20 protein-coding genes and 1 tRNA gene are annotated in these 16563 nt (G+C 52.0%); 6 read left to right on the forward strand and 15 right to left on the reverse strand.

All coding sequences use genetic code 11. The features are described 5' to 3' along the window. Nucleotides 1–141: 141 nt before the first annotated feature. From U2W12_RS01845 to U2W12_RS01855, 3 genes are all read right to left on the reverse strand, one after another. Nucleotides 142–1011 (reverse strand): pirin family protein, encoded by an 870-nt coding sequence (locus tag U2W12_RS01845; protein ID WP_326498967.1) that lies wholly within the window; start codon nt 1009–1011, stop codon nt 142–144. Nucleotides 1012–1120: 109 nt separating this feature from the next. Then, nucleotides 1121–1687, reverse strand: a complete 567-nt coding sequence (locus U2W12_RS01850; RefSeq protein WP_326498968.1) for a YceI family protein — start codon at nt 1685–1687, stop codon at nt 1121–1123. Between the two features lie 40 nt (nt 1688–1727). Beyond that, nucleotides 1728–2330 (reverse strand): FMN-dependent NADH-azoreductase, encoded by a 603-nt coding sequence (locus U2W12_RS01855; RefSeq protein ID WP_326498969.1) that lies wholly within the window; start codon nt 2328–2330, stop codon nt 1728–1730. 106 nt (nt 2331–2436) lie between these two features. Here U2W12_RS01855 and U2W12_RS01860 point away from each other — a divergent pair, with 106 nt between their 5' ends. Both U2W12_RS01860 and U2W12_RS01865 read left to right on the forward strand, forming a co-directional pair. Then, nucleotides 2437–3357, forward strand: coding sequence for a LysR family transcriptional regulator (locus U2W12_RS01860; RefSeq protein ID WP_326498970.1), 921 nt, complete (start codon nt 2437–2439; stop codon nt 3355–3357). A 194-nt stretch (nt 3358–3551) separates the two neighbouring features. After that, entirely contained in the window at nt 3552–4235 is a 684-nt protein-coding gene (locus U2W12_RS01865) for a YebC/PmpR family DNA-binding transcriptional regulator (RefSeq protein ID WP_326498971.1), read from the forward strand. 187 nt (nt 4236–4422) lie between these two features. Here the strand turns inward: U2W12_RS01865 and U2W12_RS01870 are convergent, their stop codons facing one another. The 3 genes from U2W12_RS01870 to U2W12_RS01880 form a co-directional block, all read right to left on the reverse strand. Continuing rightward, nucleotides 4423–5031, reverse strand: coding sequence for a hypothetical protein (locus U2W12_RS01870; RefSeq protein ID WP_326498972.1), 609 nt, complete (start codon nt 5029–5031; stop codon nt 4423–4425). 132 nt (nt 5032–5163) lie between these two features. After that, on the reverse strand, nt 5164–5892 hold the full coding sequence (locus U2W12_RS01875) for an alpha/beta hydrolase-fold protein (protein WP_326498973.1): 729 nt from the start codon (nt 5890–5892) through the stop codon (nt 5164–5166). After that, nucleotides 5889–6827: an acetylxylan esterase gene (locus U2W12_RS01880; protein ID WP_326498974.1), complete on the reverse strand. Its 939-nt coding sequence runs from the start codon at nt 6825–6827 to the stop codon at nt 5889–5891. Before U2W12_RS01880 ends, U2W12_RS01875 begins: the two co-directional genes overlap by 4 nt. Nucleotides 6828–7165: 338 nt before the next feature. Here U2W12_RS01880 and U2W12_RS01885 point away from each other — a divergent pair, with 338 nt between their 5' ends. Next, entirely contained in the window at nt 7166–7624 is a 459-nt protein-coding gene (locus U2W12_RS01885; RefSeq protein ID WP_326498975.1) for a hypothetical protein, read from the forward strand. A 39-nt stretch (nt 7625–7663) separates the two neighbouring features. Then, nucleotides 7664–7873, forward strand: a complete 210-nt coding sequence (locus U2W12_RS01890) for a hypothetical protein (RefSeq protein ID WP_326498976.1) — start codon at nt 7664–7666, stop codon at nt 7871–7873. Between the two features lie 207 nt (nt 7874–8080). On the opposite strand, the gene U2W12_RS01895 is transcribed toward U2W12_RS01890, so the two are convergent. The 5 genes from U2W12_RS01895 to U2W12_RS01915 form a co-directional block, all read right to left on the reverse strand. Continuing rightward, nucleotides 8081–8659 carry an NAD(P)H-dependent oxidoreductase gene (locus tag U2W12_RS01895; protein ID WP_326498977.1) on the reverse strand — a complete coding sequence of 193 codons (579 nt, stop codon included), beginning with the start codon at nt 8657–8659 and terminating at the stop codon, nt 8081–8083. 21 nt (nt 8660–8680) lie between these two features. Next, complete coding sequence (locus tag U2W12_RS01900) at nt 8681–9277, reverse strand: DUF502 domain-containing protein (RefSeq protein ID WP_326498978.1); 597 nt, start codon at nt 9275–9277, stop codon at nt 8681–8683. Nucleotides 9278–9435: 158 nt separating this feature from the next. After that, nucleotides 9436–10713: a phosphate regulon sensor histidine kinase PhoR gene (gene phoR, locus U2W12_RS01905; protein ID WP_326498979.1), complete on the reverse strand. Its 1278-nt coding sequence runs from the start codon at nt 10711–10713 to the stop codon at nt 9436–9438. 4 nt (nt 10714–10717) lie between these two features. Beyond that, the gene (phoB, locus tag U2W12_RS01910; protein ID WP_326498980.1) at nt 10718–11410 is read right to left on the reverse strand and encodes a phosphate regulon transcriptional regulator PhoB; all 693 of its coding nucleotides are present in this window, start codon (nt 11408–11410) and stop codon (nt 10718–10720) included. A 120-nt stretch (nt 11411–11530) separates the two neighbouring features. After that, a complete protein-coding gene (locus U2W12_RS01915; protein ID WP_326498981.1) occupies nt 11531–11998 on the reverse strand; it encodes a nucleoside deaminase in 468 nt (155 codons plus the stop codon). A gap of 107 nt (nt 11999–12105) precedes the next feature. Between U2W12_RS01915 and mscL the strand changes: the two genes are divergently transcribed. Next, nucleotides 12106–12513 carry a large-conductance mechanosensitive channel protein MscL gene (gene mscL, locus U2W12_RS01920; RefSeq protein ID WP_326498982.1) on the forward strand — a complete coding sequence of 136 codons (408 nt, stop codon included), beginning with the start codon at nt 12106–12108 and terminating at the stop codon, nt 12511–12513. Nucleotides 12514–12587: 74 nt separating this feature from the next. Here the strand turns inward: mscL and U2W12_RS01925 are convergent, their stop codons facing one another. From U2W12_RS01925 to U2W12_RS01940, 4 genes are all read right to left on the reverse strand, one after another. Next, the gene (locus tag U2W12_RS01925; RefSeq protein ID WP_326498983.1) at nt 12588–13712 is read right to left on the reverse strand and encodes a methyltransferase domain-containing protein; all 1125 of its coding nucleotides are present in this window, start codon (nt 13710–13712) and stop codon (nt 12588–12590) included. 22 nt (nt 13713–13734) lie between these two features. Continuing rightward, nucleotides 13735–14697, reverse strand: coding sequence for an arsenosugar biosynthesis radical SAM (seleno)protein ArsS (arsS, locus tag U2W12_RS01930; RefSeq protein WP_326498984.1), 963 nt, complete (start codon nt 14695–14697; stop codon nt 13735–13737). A 3-nt stretch (nt 14698–14700) separates the two neighbouring features. Next, nucleotides 14701–15363 carry a DUF3047 domain-containing protein gene (locus tag U2W12_RS01935; RefSeq protein ID WP_326498985.1) on the reverse strand — a complete coding sequence of 221 codons (663 nt, stop codon included), beginning with the start codon at nt 15361–15363 and terminating at the stop codon, nt 14701–14703. Nucleotides 15364–15448: 85 nt separating this feature from the next. Next, nucleotides 15449–16216: an IS5 family transposase gene (locus U2W12_RS01940; RefSeq protein ID WP_326498986.1), complete on the reverse strand. Its 768-nt coding sequence runs from the start codon at nt 16214–16216 to the stop codon at nt 15449–15451. A gap of 239 nt (nt 16217–16455) precedes the next feature. Here U2W12_RS01940 and U2W12_RS01945 point away from each other — a divergent pair. Then, a tRNA-Leu gene (locus tag U2W12_RS01945) sits at nt 16456–16542 on the forward strand. Nucleotides 16543–16563: the final 21 nt, after the last annotated feature.

Genomic DNA, 16563 nt, shown 5'->3' on the forward strand with positions numbered 1-16563 from the left:
TTTGGACACAGGAAAACCCGCCTGCCTGCCTGAGCTACGGCTCCACACAAAAGTGTGAGTCGCTTAAAAATTCGGCCGGTGGATAGGGAAAATTATACTTTTCGGGCAGACACTAATTATCTGGGCAGTTGCCTTTACGGCTCATACTCTGCCGGATACCAACTGTCCATTCCGATAGTCTGCAATCGCCTGCTCAATTTCGTCCCGTGTATTCATGACGAAGGGGCCATACTGGACAATCGGCTCGCGTAAGGGTCTGCCAGCCAGCACCAGAAAAGCGACACCCTCCTCACCTGCATGAACTTGCATGCTGTCACCTTCGGAAAGCACCCCGGCGGCATGCGTTCCAAGCGGCTGCCTTTCTGCCAATGGACCGATTTCTGCCCCGCCTTCGTAAATATAAATAAATGCGTTATGGCTTTGAGCAATCGGGTGGACAAAATGTGCGTCTGCAGTCAGCCGGACATCCAGGAACAATGGCTCGGTGCTCAACCCCTGGATTGGCCCGGATACGCGCCGGTCATCGATTTGTGCAGTCCCGGCAATGATTTTCACCTGGCCGCCGCCCCGCAGGTTTAGCTGGGGAATGTCCTCCGGTTGAATATCCTGGTATGCAGCCGGTTTCATTTTCTCAGCAGCCGGCAAGTTCACCCAAAGCTGGAACCCCCGCATGCGGCCACTCTCTTGTTGCGGCATTTCGGAGTGGATGATGCCTCGTCCGGCGGTCATCCATTGTACCGATCCGCTCTTCAAGTCGCCTCGGTGCCCTAGGTGGTCCTGATGCAGCATGTGACCATCCAATATGTAAGTCACCGTCTCGAAACCCCGGTGGGGATGATCGGGAAAGCCGGCGATGTAGTCATCGGCATTCATTGATGAAAATTCGTCCAGCATCAGGAATGGATCGAGGCGCAAATATTGAGATTGCCCAAGACTGCGCAGCAATTTGACGCCGCCTCCATCGGAGGTCGGTATGGCGCTGATCACTTGCTTCAAGGTTCGAGTAGGCATGTCTTACTCCTTAATAAATTCGTGTAACGGTAACGGGTAGATCCAGTTACCGTCGTCGATTGTTGTTCCGGAACGGGATAAACGTAAGTCTTCGGTTTTAGCCAAAAGCTTATTCCTTGATGGCTTCGACTGAGATAGTCAGCGTTACATCGTCGCCGACATTGGGCGCGTATTTGCCCATGTTGAAGTCAGTGCGCTTAACGACTGCTGTTGCATTGGCTCCGCAAGCCTCCTTCTTCAGCATCGGATGAGGCATGCATTGGAAAGATGCCACCGTCAGTGATACCGGCTTGCTGATCCCTTTAAGCGTAAGCGTACCATCGACTGACGAGACATTGTCGCCGTCGAAGTTGACTTTGCTGGCGGTAAAGTTAGCGATTGGATATCTGCCGGTGTCCAGAAAATCCGCCCCCTGGATATGCTCGTTGAACAAGGGGTAGCCGGTATCGACCGAAGTGGCGTCGATGGTGACGTTGACAGAACCTGTTTTCGCCTCGCGATCGATAATAATCTTGCCGGAGGTCTTGTCGAAGCGGCTTAGCTGCGTCGAGTAGCCGAAATGGCTATAAGAAAAACGCGGATAGGTATGGGTGCCGTCGATTACGTAGGTTTCAGGTGCGGCCAAAGCAGCGCTTGAAAAAGCGGCAGCTAAAGTAAAAAATGGTATGTGTTTCATGACGCGGATCCTTATTTTAGGAATGATAAAAACTGTCAAATCAAGCCGCCAATTTGGCGAGTTGCTGATTGGCCTCGGCCAATGCCGCATCCTTGCGTGCCTCTCCCATGTTGAGCCCTTCGGCATAAACGAACTCGACATCGGTGATGCCTAAAAAGCCGAGGAAGTCCCGCACGTAGCGGGTTTGGGTGTCGAGCGGCGTACCGGCATAAAGCCCGCCTCGCGTAGCGAAAACATAAACCTTCTTGCCGGTCAGCAAGCCTTGGGGGCCCTTTTCGGTGTAGCGGAAAGTCACCCCGGCTCGGGCGATGTGGTCGAAGTAAGCCTTGAGCGTCGAAGGGATGCCGAAGTTATACATAGGCAAGCCAATGACAATGACGTCTGCCTGTTTGATCTCATCGATCAGTGCATCCGACTTCGCCACAAAAGCTTGCTGCTCTGGATTCCGCACTTCCGGCTTCGCAAAAAATGCCATCACTCGCTGCGCATCCAGATGCGGCAAGGGTTCCTGTGCCAGGTCGCGGGCAAGCACCTGGGCATCCGGATGGTTTTTATGCCATGCAACGACAAATTGATCCGCGAGTTGGCTGGATTGGCCGCCGGAAGAGAAAATGCTGGAATTGATTTGGAGCAGGGTTTTCATGAGGTTTTTCCTCCGTTGCTGAAAGTGAAGATATTAAATCACCAGACAAATAGATAAAAAAGTATAATATACTGCTTATAATTATCTAATTTGTAGATCATTAATCATGACACCTCAAATTACTCTTGAGCAATGGCGATCACTGATCGCGGTAGTGGATGCCGGCGGTTACGCCCAGGCAGCGGAAATCCTGCATAAAAGCCAATCCGCTGTGTCCTACGCGGTACAAAAAATCGAATCTCAGCTGAACGTGAAAGCATTCGAGATTCAAGGCCGCAAAGCCATACTCACACCTACAGGCCAGATGCTTTACCGGCGCGCGTTGGCATTAGTGGAGGAGGCCAGCGATCTGGAGCGGGCGGCGCACACACTTTCCGCAGGGTGGGAAGCCGAGATTCATATCGCGGCTGAAATACTTTTTCCTTCTCGGCTCCTCTTGGCCTGCCTGGATCGTTTCGGCCAGGAAAGCCCAAGAACACGGGTTGAAGTGATTGAGTCAGTGCTGGGAGGAACTGCCGATGCGCTGCTCAAGGGTGAAGCCGACCTGGTGATTTCGCCCCAACAGCCGCCAGGTTTTTTAGGCGAGTTGCTGATGCGAATACGCTTGATCGCCGTCGCGCATGCCGATCACCCCCTGCATCGATATGGACGCGAGCTCACCCATCACGACTTGCGCGCCTATCGGCATCTGGTGGTTCGGGATTCGGGAAGCAAGCGCGACCGGCGCGCGGTATCTGTCGAAGTTGATCAGCGCTGGACGGTGAGCCAGATTGCCACGTCGATCCAGGCAGTCTCCATGGGTTTCGGTTTTGCTTGGCTGCCGGAGGAGCATATCCATGAGGAGTTAGAGACAGGATTGCTAAAACCACTCTCTTTACGGGAAGGCGGAATCATCGAGGTTTCTTTATACATAATCTTAGCCAACTCGGACTTTGTGGGTCCTGGCGTGCGGCGTCTGGCCGAGATCATCCGCGAATCGGTTCAACCTTGCAACACAGCCAACCGTAAGAACTTCGTATTGCCATGAAACAAGCGGGGGGTTTTATTCGGCAATGTCAGCGCAGTTTCCATAATGCCCTTTGTCTCTAAAAGGATTGGCGATTTCTAAGTAAAAAGCTAAAAGGTTTCCTTTACGAATACTTGCCTGTAAAATTCCCATCTTTTTGTTTTCAATGGAGCAATAGCCCAATGGGTAGAGCTTATCAAAACCGTAAAGTTTCCATGGCCAAAACAGCTGATGCCAAGGCCAAGGTCTACAGCAAATATGGCCGTGAAATCTATGTGTGTGCAAAATCCGGGGGCATCGACCCGTCTGGAAACTTGACCTTGCGTGGGTTGATCGATCGGGCCAAGAAAGATCAAGTCCCTACCCACGTGATTGAGAAAGCCATCGACAAAGCAAAAGGCGGAGGCGGCGAAGATTTCGCGCCAGCGCGCTATGAAGGCTTCGGCCCCGGCGGCTGCATGGTGATCATCGACTGTCTCACCGACAACCCTAACCGGACTTTTGGCGATGTCCGTCTATGTTTTACCAAGACAAAATGTAAAATCGGCACCCAGGGCACGGTCAGCCACATGTTCGACCATGCCGCTATCCTGGCATTTAAAAGCGCTGACGAGGACGCAGTTCTCGAAGCGTTGCTCGGAGCCGATGTCGATGTGACCGATATTGAAAACGAGGATGGAAAAATTACTGTCTTCACGCCGCAGGCCGACTACGCCAAGGCCAAGCAAGCCTTAACCGATTTACTCGGCGAGATCGATTTTGAAGTCGACGAAATTCAATTCGTGCCGAGAGGCGCTACGCCGATTAGCGGTGACGATATAGCCTTGTTTGAAAAGTTTTTGGATATGTTGAATGATCTGGACGATGTACAGAGTGTTTTTCATGATGCCGAGTATTGAAAGGCAACTGACGGTGTATTAATTGGCGCCGTTTAACTACTCAATCCGACATTCCGGCATGCCCAAAGAGGATTAAACGACCAAGTAATGCCCGGAATGATGAGGCGGAGTCTGTAAGTGACTTTGGTTCCAAGACGGATTACACGACTCAACAGAGGCCCCATCCTATGAATGGTGCGTTCAACCGTCAAGTCGTGCCCGGATGAAGCGGCTGTTTTTCAGGCGGGAGGTTTTTTTCCAATTCACGGCGAAACTCTTCGAGTTGCCTAAACAACTCTTCGCTGAAAGACTTGAGTTGTTGCTCAAACAGCGGAATCTGTTGTTCCAGTTCCTTGTTGATCGCTTCGCCAATTTTCCCGAGGCTTTTAAAGATTTCGCCGAAGGGCTGGTGCAACAGATTATTCAACGTTTGCTGATAGTCCACCTTCCAGCGATCGTTTTCTTTCGCAAGCACGGTATCGAACGATAAGATCCTATTGTTTTCGGGCCTTTGCAGCGTCAGCAAGGTTGCGACCCTCGCGTTACCGCCGTCGATCAAGACCTTTCCTGTCTCCAGGGATGCGCCTTCCAGATTTTTCTGCCGGGTTACGAGATGTTGGCTTTCCTGCATCGTATGGCTTCTGGCGGTTTCGATATCCCCATCCGCCATCGCTTTCCAGAAGGCCGAGGTGGTTTGTTCGGGCGTCGAAACGGTTTGGCAGGCACTCAGCATGAACAAGAGAAAGGCCCCGATAAAAGTGCTTTTTATACTCAAAAACCGGGGAAAAATCGGCATTGCTGTTTGGGTTCTCACCATCGGAATCTCCATGAAATAACAGTCAATTCAAGCACGTCCCTAACCGACGCCCTCTTCATTTACATGGGACTATACATTTGCCTGATTGTTGCAGATGCAATTGAAATAAGCCATGCACTTGACTCCGGTATATCACACATAGAGCCTTGTCATCTGCCGCCAATATGCACCGCGATGCGCACGTCCATCCCATTTGTGCAGGGCATGCGGAATGCCTTTGGACCACAATATATCACTCAGATAACGGTTGTTGTCGAGAAACGGATCTTCCTTGCCGATCGCGAATACCATGTCCATCTGCCGCATATATTGCAGGCGCGATTCACAGTCGAGTTGGGGCAGAAAATGCGTCGGCGTGTGGAAATAGATGTTGTCGTCGTAATAGCCGTCGAACAGATTGTAAAAGTGCTCGGCCGGCATAGTCAAATCGTATCTGCCTGAAAACGCGCACAATTTTTGAAATCGATGAGGATGGCGAAAAGCAATAGTGGCGGCTTTATATGCGCCCAGGCTGCAACCGAAGGCGATCGTGCAGGGGTGCTGATTATTCTTCATCATAAACGGCAGCACATCGTTCAAAATGTAGTCTTCATACTGAATATGTCGCCGAATCCGCCCGGACGGATGACACCAGCCGCAATAAAAACTCTCGTGCGCGATGCTGTCCACGCAATACAATTGCAGATGGCCTGCATCGATTTTGTCGGCCAGTATACCGACGATGCCGATATCTTCGTATTCGTAAAAACGCCCGTCGCGGGTCGGAAACATCAGGACTTTCGCCCCGTTATGGCCGAACACCAACAGTTCCATGTCGCGTCCCAGATCAGGACTGTGCCAATAGTGATATTCCCGCTTCATAATCCGCTGAAAAACTCCCCCAATTCCGCAATTAATTCGTTTTCCTGCGCCGCTTTGCGGGGATACTCCGCATGTCCTCTTTCAAGGACGAATAGGCGTTTTTCCCGTGGCAGCGCGTTGTAAATGCTGAACTGTCCAGGCGGGGCCACCACCGGATCCGCCAGCGCTGCGGCCACATGCACGGGCGCCTCAATGAACCGTGCTGCGACCGCGGCATCATAATAGCGCAATATGTCGAGAATATGACTGTGCTGGCTCTGGTAGTTTTGCAGCGACGCCGCGCTGCCCCAGGTCGGCAGTTTCAGGCGTAGCGGGTGATGGCCGAAACTCGGCACATTGAAATGGGCGCGCTGGATGCGTCTGTCCCACGGCAGCGCCAGCGCGCCGATGCCGCCGCCAAAGCTGATGCCGAGATAGGCGATATGGCCCGCTACGGAGGGAAATAATGCCAGCAAGGCAGACACCGCAACCCACAAATCTTCAACGCAACCGCCCAGGATGTAGCGGTCTTTCTTATCGATGTCATGAAGTACATGATAAGCCGGATTGTCCGAAATCGGCCAGCGCCGGCTGCGGGACAGTCCGCGAAAACATGGAAACAAAAAAACCGCATTCGGAATCGGCAGATGAAAATCCGGTCCCTCGCGTCCGCCGTAGCCGTGCCCGACGATCACGCCGCGCGTTACCTGCGCATGCTTCGGAACAAGGGCCCACCCCCAGATTTCGAAAGCATCCGTGGAACGGTAATTCAGATCGTAACACTCGAAAGAGGGATGCGACCAACCGCAACGAGTGAGGCGCTGGTACGGCTCCAATGACAGCGCACGCTGATAACGCTTCTGCCAAAAAGGCACAAAATCATCCGGCGGCGGAGGCGGCTCGATACGTTTCAATTGGTCCAGGGTGTAACCGTATGAAGGGTCGAATTGTGGCATGGGTCGGATTGATGAAAACTGTTTAAAGGCTCGAAAAATCGATGGCTGACTGTCACCTTATTTGAATGCCTGCCAGCACTGGAAAAACAAAATAATGAAGTATCCGTCACTTAGTAAAAAACTACCAATTGATTGGAACAGTTAAAGTAAGCAAGATGACTGCTAGAGCGTCGGCGATTGCAGTGTCTGCTTAAAAAGGGACCGCTCCGTTTAATTACAATTCTGCTTCCAGTGAAACTGGCATCGTCAAGCGGATCCCCAGAAAACCAAGAGACAATTCGATGAACACTGGCAAAGCAATCGGGAAGAAACCGGCTCAAACGCCTTATGACAGAATCGTGACTTTCGACGCCGGTTTGACCGATCCCGGTAACGACTTTTTCTTGCTTAAGTCGTTGTCCGATCCCAAAATTTTCGAGCAATGCGTAACCTCAACATTAAGCGCCCCACCCTATGATCGACTGGTTGAATCGATTATCCCGATAACGCCCGATGCCAAAGGCGGCCATCATTTTACCAACGGCGACACTTGGGTTGAATGTTTAGCCATCTCACTCAAAATGCCCGGCGATAGCCGTCCGGCGTTGAAACCGGGACGACATGTCGCCCAATTATGCGGTCGGCGGCGCACGGACCGCTCAGCTTATCCATGCCGGTTTAATCTGCCGGATCAAAAGGACGCTTTTATCAAAGACGGGTTTGAAATGACCTCCCAAACCTTATTTATCTTGGAAGTCGGAGGAAATGACGTACGTGATGCAATCCCGCGAGGATTAATCGGCCTAGAATTACTCTAATTTGCAATAGAGAATATCATTCAAAATATTACCGATACGGTGATCAATCTTTCTATCCATCACAATGCGCGGGAAATTTTGCTGGTTAATGTTCCGAACAAAGGGGAAAACACAGGCAGTCAGAGCGTTAAACATCGCATATCCAGGCATATCCGCATTGGTAACTTACTCATCTCGGCTATTAATGACGTTTTAGCAAACGTAGTCGCCAGCACGCTGATTCCTGCCGGCGTTGAAGCCCGTTTTTGAATATCTACACCTGATCAACGACATCCTGGTTAACCCTGCATCGTTCGTTCGGAATCATCGATACCGACTACGCCTGCGTGACGCCAAACATAGCGCCTTACCAATGCAAAAAACCGGATACCTATCTATTTTGGGAGGGTATCTACCCAACCTCGAGCGATCGCCAATAAAGCAACGGCAACGCTGGGTTTTTGACTTTCGCAGCAGTTAATCCCGCAATTTCCGCAATACCTCGGTCAACCTCGTCCCTAATTTTATGACGGCTGCCTGCAACTGAGCATCGTTCAGGTAGCCGTCGGGATGCATGGCTTTGTCGGCCTGCACGATCGCCTGCTGTTCGGGCAGCACGGTCACGCCGATGTTGCTGAGCAACAAACGTAAAAAAACCAGCCCCCTCATTCCGCCCAAAGCGCCCGGAGACGCTGCCATGATCGCCGCGACCTTTCCCCGGTAGGCCAGCAACGGCATTTCATCGCCTTCACGCCGGGACGCCCAGTCTATGGCATTTTTCAGCAATGGACTAAAGGCGCTGTTGTATTCAGGCGATGCGATCAGCACGCCGTCATGCGCGATCAACAACTGCTTGAAAGCGCGCGCCGCCTCAGGGAGGCCGTGCTCCGCCTCCTCGTCCTGATTGAAGATCGGCATCGGAAAATCGGCCAGATTGATGACCGTCACCTCGGCGCCGGCCTGTTCCGCACCTTGCGCAGCGATTCGGACCAGGCGCTGATTATAGGAATTTTTCCGGGCGCTGCCGGAAAAGGCGAGAATTTTGGGTTTGATCATGTGGGCTTACTGCTTATTCCGCTAAACTTTCGGCAAGCTGCCGATTTCGGAGACTTTGTTGAAGTCAACGCCGACGCTGATGATCAGGCTGCTGGCTTCTTCGATATTCATCGCCGACTTGATGACTTTCGACTTGTCCACGATCGCGGTGAAGCCGGACGTCGGATTCGGGGAGGTTGGAATGAACAACACATATTTGTCGTCGAAGCGATTGGTCACATACGCCGCCATCCAGACGCCTTCCTTCGGATATTCGACATAAACCACTTCCTTGGCAATGGCCTTGTCATGGCCGGAAAACATATTGATAAGTTTTTTGATGACTCGGTAAATGGTATTCAATACCGGAATTCTTTCGATAATGTTGTCGATGGTCGCAATCACCCAGTAGCGGCCGTCCTTGACGATTTTGTGGCCGATCCAGACCAGAAGCGCAATACTGACGCCGAACACCATGATCGTATAAAGATAATTGTCCGCGACGGCATAAACGGTACCGATTAGATCGGACACGCGATCCTTGACAAAGATCATGATCTGCAGCGTAATTACGATAGGTATCAGCGCCAGCACACCGATCAGAAAATAATTCAGTAACTGTTTTAGCAAGTCTTTCATTTGCGCTCCTCTGTCATCACCAGCGACCTTTCGCCGCGGCCGTTACTTTATAAGATCGTTATTATTGAACGCCGTCACCCGCTGCCTCACCGATTACTCCCGTCAAGACATGGGTTGGGCTGGAAAATCATTATAAGCGAAATTCAAAAACTTACCGATCAATCGCACAAGCGATTTGCTGGAAAATGACAACTGAAACAGCTCCCTTTTCCGAGTTCGCTGATGATATGCAGGCGGGCATCATGACGCAGCAACACATGCTTGACGATCGCCAGGCCAAGCCCCGTACCGGGAGTTTTTCGGCCGTGATGCGATTCGGCGCGATAAAAACGCTCGGTCACCCGCGGGATGTCTGCCGCCGCGATACCGATCCCCCGGTCCTGCACTTCGAGTACGGCCGTATCGCCGTCCTGAAACCAGCGCACGTTTACCACCGAATCGGCCGGCGAATATTTAAGTGCGTTGCCGAGCAGATTGGTAAAGGCGCTGCGCAACTCCTGTTCGTCGCCATGAATATTAACTTCCGACTCCAGGGATAATTCGATGTGTCCGGACGAATTTTCGACCCCGCCGCCTTCACTGCAAATTTGCTTCAGCAATGCCGGCATATCGACACAAAGCGTGCGCCTTTGCTGTGTTTCGAGACGAGTCAGCATCAACAAGTCGTCAACCAGATGCTGCATGCGCTCGGTCTGTCCGCGCATTTGTTCCAGCGAACCGGTCAATAAAGCGGAGCCACCGTCATCCAGATCCTGCAAGGTTTCGATATAACCTTTCAACACCGTCAGCGGCGTTCTGAGTTCGTGCGATACATTCGCGACAAAATCCTTGCGCATCCTTTCCATCTGCTTCAACTGGGTGACATCCTGCGCCAACAGCAATCGCAAGCCGGCGCCGTAACTGACGATTCTGACAGCCAAAATAATGTTGGCATCTACCGGCGACGGCAAAATGATCGCGTCTCTAAAATCCTTCGCGTCAAAATAGCGGACAAACTCGGGATAACGGAGCAAATTGAGAATGCGCTGGCCTTTATCCGATTGTTGCAAGCCCAGTACATTCAAAGCGGCTTTATTTGCCCATTCGATTTCATCATCACTGCCCAAAACGACTGCCGCATCGGGCAAGGCTTCGGTCGACTGGCGAAACTGATCGATCATTTTGCCCAGTTTCTTTTTGCGGCGCTTGTCATTTTTTTTGATCCGGTAGACATGATAGTAGATCTCTTCCCAAATCCCTTTCGTATTCGGGTAGCCGCCCTTACCGCCCACCCTGATCCAACGCTCGAAGCGGTTGATCTGATAGATTTGCCGGCACAAAAAAATCAACGCCACGGCCAACAGCATCGGCAACCAATATCCCGTCAGCCCGCCGATCACGGCTACCGCGAATAACGACAGCAGCGCGATCGTGATTTCCCTTTGCCAAATACTCATGAGTCTATTCTATCAACGAAAACCGGTAGCCGAAGCCGCGCACCGTTTGTAACAGTTCTTCACGGCCATACTCGGCCAAAATTTTTCTGAGCCGGCGAATATGGACATCTACCGTGCGCTCCTCGATATATACACTGCGTCCCCACACTTGATCAAGCAACTGTGTGCGCGTATAGACCTTGTCCGGGTGAGTCATGAAAAACTGCATCAGGCGGAATTCGGTCGGACTAACCTCGAGTTGCCGCTCGCCGATGCTCAGTCGGTGCTGTTCGGAATCGAGCGACAGATCGCCGAGGATAATTTGCCCTCCACCCAGCAACTTGCCGCTTCGGCGCAGTACCGCGCGAATCCTGGCGACCAGTTCCTTCGGCGAAAACGGCTTGGTCATATAGTCATCGACGCCGACATCGAAACCGCGCACCTTGTCCTCTTCCTCACCGCGAGCGGTCAGCAAAATGATCGGCAATTCCTGATAGGCGCTTTCTTTGCGCAAGCGCCGCGCCCATTCGGCGCCGCTGATACCGGGCAGCATCCAGTCGAGCAGAATCAGGTCCACATGCGTCTGATCCAACAGCGTTTGCGCCTCCCTGGCGTCGCCCGCCGCATGCGCGGTGAAACCGGCCTGTTCGAGCACCAGCAGCAGCATCGAGCGGATTGCCTCTTCGTCCTCAACCACGAGAATAGTCAGTTTAGTCATGATGCCAAAGAAAAATAAAAGCGCGGATTGTAATCCTGAGTTAATGACAGTTTGATGACAGCTCCGAACTTAAAACGGCATCAGCAACCCGGCGGGATGAATAACCCTATCAAAGCTTCACTAGTCGGAACTGTCATCGAAGTGACCCTTTTGCGCTGCGGCGAATAACGCATTGCATTCGGCTTCGAGGATGCCGCCGGTGATCAGAGTAGGGCGAAAAGCGGCTTTTGCGCTGACCTCAACCGCACGCAAATCGATTTGCCGCCAACCCAGCGCTTGTAGATAAGGTATCGAGGATCCGTAAAAAACCCGGCCTATACCTGCCCATTCGATCGCGCTTTGACACATCGCGCAGGGTTCCGCCGTCGTATAAAGATCGAAACCGCTCCAATCTTCTGAACGATGCCGCTGCGCACAAGCATTGATCGCAACCATTTCGCCATGAAAAGTCGGATTCAAATCCGAGCGGTTAAAACCCTCGCCGACGCACTGACCGTTCTCGCGCCGGATAATCACCGCGCCAAAAGGATACTGTGGTGCCTGTTTGGCAAGCTCGATCGCTCGTCGCATAAAATGTTCATGATTCATAATGGCGAATTATATTAGAATTGACCCGGGCAAGTAGAGTTTTTAGCCCGATAGCGCGTTTAAGATGTAACAGCAAAGCCTATTATCAATAACGCAGGAGACTATTCATGAGCGTATTACAAGAATTCAAAGAATTTGCCATCAAAGGCAATGCGGTGGACATGTCGGTCGGCATCATCATCGGCGCGGCTTTCGGCAAGATCGTATCGTCGATTGTCGCTGATGTGATCATGCCGCCAATCGGCATCTTGATTGGCGGCGTCGACTTTTCCGACCTCGCGATCAAGCTCAAGGATGCATCGGAAGATGCGCCGGCGGTGATGTTGAAATACGGCGCTTTTCTGCAAACCGTGATCGACTTTACGATTATCGCCTTTGTGATTTTTCTGGTGATAAAACTGATCAACAAGCTGAAGAAGCAAGAGCCAACTCCCCCTGCTCCAACTCCCGTACCGACCAAGGAGGAACTGTTGCTGGCTGAAATCCGCGATTTACTGAAGGAAAGAAAACCTTAGCCCTGGCCTCCGCCAGAGCGAATCCAGGGGGAACGGCGCCATCGCTTAGTAGCCGCTCCCCTTTCCTCACTTGCTTAGCAACATCCCCCGCCTCCCGAGCATTGATCCTGATGATGCAACGCCCCTTTCGTTTCGCTAACCGGACGCACAGTACCAGCCGGCGCGCACCAGGGCACGCCCGGATTATCATTTAATGGCGCAATGCCGATGAAATTATCGCCGTAAGCAGGGCCGGTCAGGACCTTACATGTGCGCTCGCAAACCGCCATGCGCTGGCCGCGGAAAAACACATGACCGTCATCATCGTACACCTTCGAAAAAGGCCCTCGGTAAATCACCGCATGGCCTTTGTCGAAACACGGTTCATTTAACGGCTTCATCGCTGTAATCGTGACCGAGCGGAACTCCAGACCTTCGACGACCTGCCAAGGGCTGTTTTCCCACTTATCGTAGCTGACCGCGATGAAGCCGGCGTCGATGAATGCCTGCAAGAAATTGTGCTCCTGTAGCGCGCCCGAGATGCAACCACTCCATAGATCGGGGTCCTGTTTCAAATGCTCAGGCACGGGTTCGTCAGAGACGATATCCGAAATCGCGACACGTCCGCCGGGCTTCACGACACGAAAAATCTCGCGGATCAATTGCGCCTTGTCGCTGTCATGCACTAGATTCAACACGCAGTTCGAAATGACCAGATCGACCGAATTTTCCGCAATCAGCGGCGTTTCCCTACGCTGTTTGTCCTGCCAGGCCCTCAGCGCGATCAGATCAAGCGAACTCTTGACCGGGTGTTGCGCCAGATGCGCGTCCATCGCGGCCAGATCGAGCGCCAGATCCTGAATCTGCCCTTTCACGAATTCGACCCGGTTCGAGCCGATTTTTTCTGCCATTTCCGGCTGATATTTCCGCGCCAGCGCGAGCATGTTGTCGTTCATATCGACGCCGATCACCTTGCCCTCTTCGCCGACCAGTTGCGCGGCCATATAGCAGATTTTGCCGGAACCGGAACCCAGATCGAGCACGGTGTCGCCTTGCTGTACATAGCGGGACGGATCGCCGCAACCGTAGTCCTTGTCGATAATTTCCTGTGGCAGGATCGCCAGCAATTCCCGGTCATAATCGACAGGACAGCACAAAGCTTCCTGCCTTTCCGCCGCGCCTTCGGAATAGCGCGCCAACACACTCGTTTCTGGACTCATTTTTGCTCCTTTTTCAGTATTATCAGATTAACGCACCGCCGCAACTGCTGCCCTGCCCGGCCGTGCACCCGTAGCAATGCTGGCGGACACTGATCGGTGCGCCGGTCAACGTCCGGCCGAACAGTTGTTTTAAATGAATTTTTTGGTCGGCATAAGCGCCCAGCGACAATTGCAGCATCTGGTTGAAATCGCAGTCATATACATACCCCTGCCAGTCGATGCTCAACGTATTCAGGCACATCACATACCGCAGATTTTCGGCGCAGTGATTGTCTTTCAACAATTGCAGATAATCGTTAAACAAACCCTTGCTGACCAGCATGCTGCCGAAACGCTGAATCGGCAGATTGGCCATCGCGAACAACTGATTGAAGGTAATGCCGTAATCGTCGCGAAGATGGGCCTTGTAGGCTTTTTCGAGCGGCTCTTGCGCCGGCGGCAGTGTTGCCCCTTGCGGATTGAAGACCAGACTCAGGCGCAGATTGCCGTTTTCCTGCCCGTAACCGAGCCGGTTCAAGGATTGTAGCGCCAAGATGCTCTGCTGAAACGTGCCTTTGCCGCGCTGCCGATCAACATTGTCTTCCAGATAACACGGCAGCGACGCGGTGATTTCGACTTGATTGGCCGCGAGAAACTCGGCTAAATCCTCGTAGCCGGGCTCTTCCAAAATCACCAGATTGCAGCGATCGATCACCTTGACACCCAACTGCCTCGCCTTCGTCACCAGTTTACGAAAATGGGGATTCATCTCCGGCGCGCCGCCTGTCAGATCAAGCGTTTTGATGGCTTCTTTTTCGATAAATGCCAGCACCAGACCGACCGTTTCCTTGTCCATCAATTCGGTCCTTTTCGGTCCCGCGTTTACATGACAGTGCGTGCAACTCAGGTTGCACAAATAACCGAGATTGACCTGCAACACCGCCAGTTCGTTCCGGTAAAGAGGCGGGAAATCGGTCTGTTCGAGAAGCGGTAACGTTGCATGCATGATTTAATTCGCGCTGAAAAAAATGTCGCCGTAATAGGCTGTCGCCCGGCCTCCGGCATTGTCGGTATCGGTCATGATCGCCACCGCGTCGATAAAACGAATGTCCTCGCCGAACTGCTTGCGCAAGTCATCCAAAATGTTGCGTTTTTCGTCATACCAGGTAGCAACATCATCGCTTGACGAGCGTAACGCCAGCATCATCACATGCTCGCCCGCAAACGCATTCGGCCAGATTCTACCCTTCGGCGAGGTGCTTGCCCAGACATAATTGAGCGCCTTCTTACGCCAGAACGCCAGCCCACTCTCAATCACCACATACACCCGCGCCGCATAATCGTCCCCCGGCTTGGACTGCTCATTCAGCTTGCCGAGTCGGTTTTCAATCCGCCAACGCCAGTTCAAAAACGGCGTTTTGGTCAGATCGATGCGCTGTTTCCTGAACAGCCCCGACGCGCTCGCTATGCTGTCGGCCTTCAACACTTTCATGCCGTTCTGTTCGACCAATCGATATTGAGTCTGCCCTTTGAACGATTGTGTTTCCCAATCCCGCAACGACCCGGATGAAAAATCGCCGATACCAACCTTATCAGCACCCTGAGCGATATTGGATGTCATTGTCAGAAACAACAACAGCGCAATCGATTCACTGGAAAATGTTCTAAACATGTTTTTTTTCTATGGGAATTGATTCTTGAAAAACGGCTGAAAACGATGCAAATTTATAGTCTGGACATTAGGGGCTGTTGCCATTTTACATGGGCAGCCAGATGAAACCGCAGGCCAAGGCGATGACGCTTTCAAAATTGCGCTTCAATTTGTCGTATCGCGTGGCGACCGCTCTGAAACGCTTTAGTCGCGCAAACAGATTTTCGACGAGGTGGCGATATTTGTAGAGACACCAATCCCTTTCCTCATTCCCAATCGTTGAATTCTGTTTTCTTGGAATAACCGGTACAGCCCCTTGATTTCGAATCTGAGCCCGTAAAGCTTCACTGTCATAGCCTTTGTCGGCCACCATGTAGTCAACCAAGGGAAGTTTAGCAACCAAGGGAAGTTTAGCAACCAATTCCGGCGCCTCTTTGCAGTCATGGACTTCCCCGCCGGTGACCGAGAAGTGGATGGGAAGTCCGCCCGCATCAACGGCCATGTGAATTTTCGTCGTGTTACCGACAACCGATTTCCCGATTGCTGTTTCCTGTTCATGGGCTGCGCCGCTGCTATGCTGGTGGGCTTTCACGATACTGCCATCAAGGAATGTCCATTCCAAATCCGGTTCCACAACCAGTACCCGAAAGAGTTTCATCAATTTTTCTTGAAGCGACCAGGCATTGAAGCGCTTATAGACCGCATTCCATTTGCCAAAGGCAGCTGGCAAGTCTCGCCACGGGCAACCGACTCGCATCCGATAATAAATGCCTTCAACCGTTTGCCGAAGCGTCGGTTTGTCATAAATCCCCAAATTCAGCAGAGCGGATTTCAGTTTATTCCAATGGTCGTCCGTAAACAGTTGTCGCGGCATTGATTGCTTGCTCTATGATTGAAAAAACAATCCTTGCGGCGGAATACCGGAATTTCAAGGGCCGGTTTCCAAAATGGCAACAGCCCCTAATCCCAAACTAAGCAATTGGCAAGAAACATCACATAAACTGTAACTGGACAAGTGAAGAATGCGAGACGATACGAGCTGAAAAATTCCCTCCCTGCCCTAGTTTATTTTCACGATTACTAATATAATACGCCGCTTATCAGCGCACCGATGCCTCGGTGGCGAAATTGGTAGACGCAAGGGACTTAAAATCCCTCGGTGGCAACACCGTGCCGGTTCGACTCCGGCCCGAGGCACCAATAATTTCAATGACTTAGGTT

This window comes from Methylomicrobium sp. Wu6 (assembly GCF_035916875.1).
Classification (GTDB): domain Bacteria; phylum Pseudomonadota; class Gammaproteobacteria; order Methylococcales; family Methylomonadaceae; genus Methylomicrobium.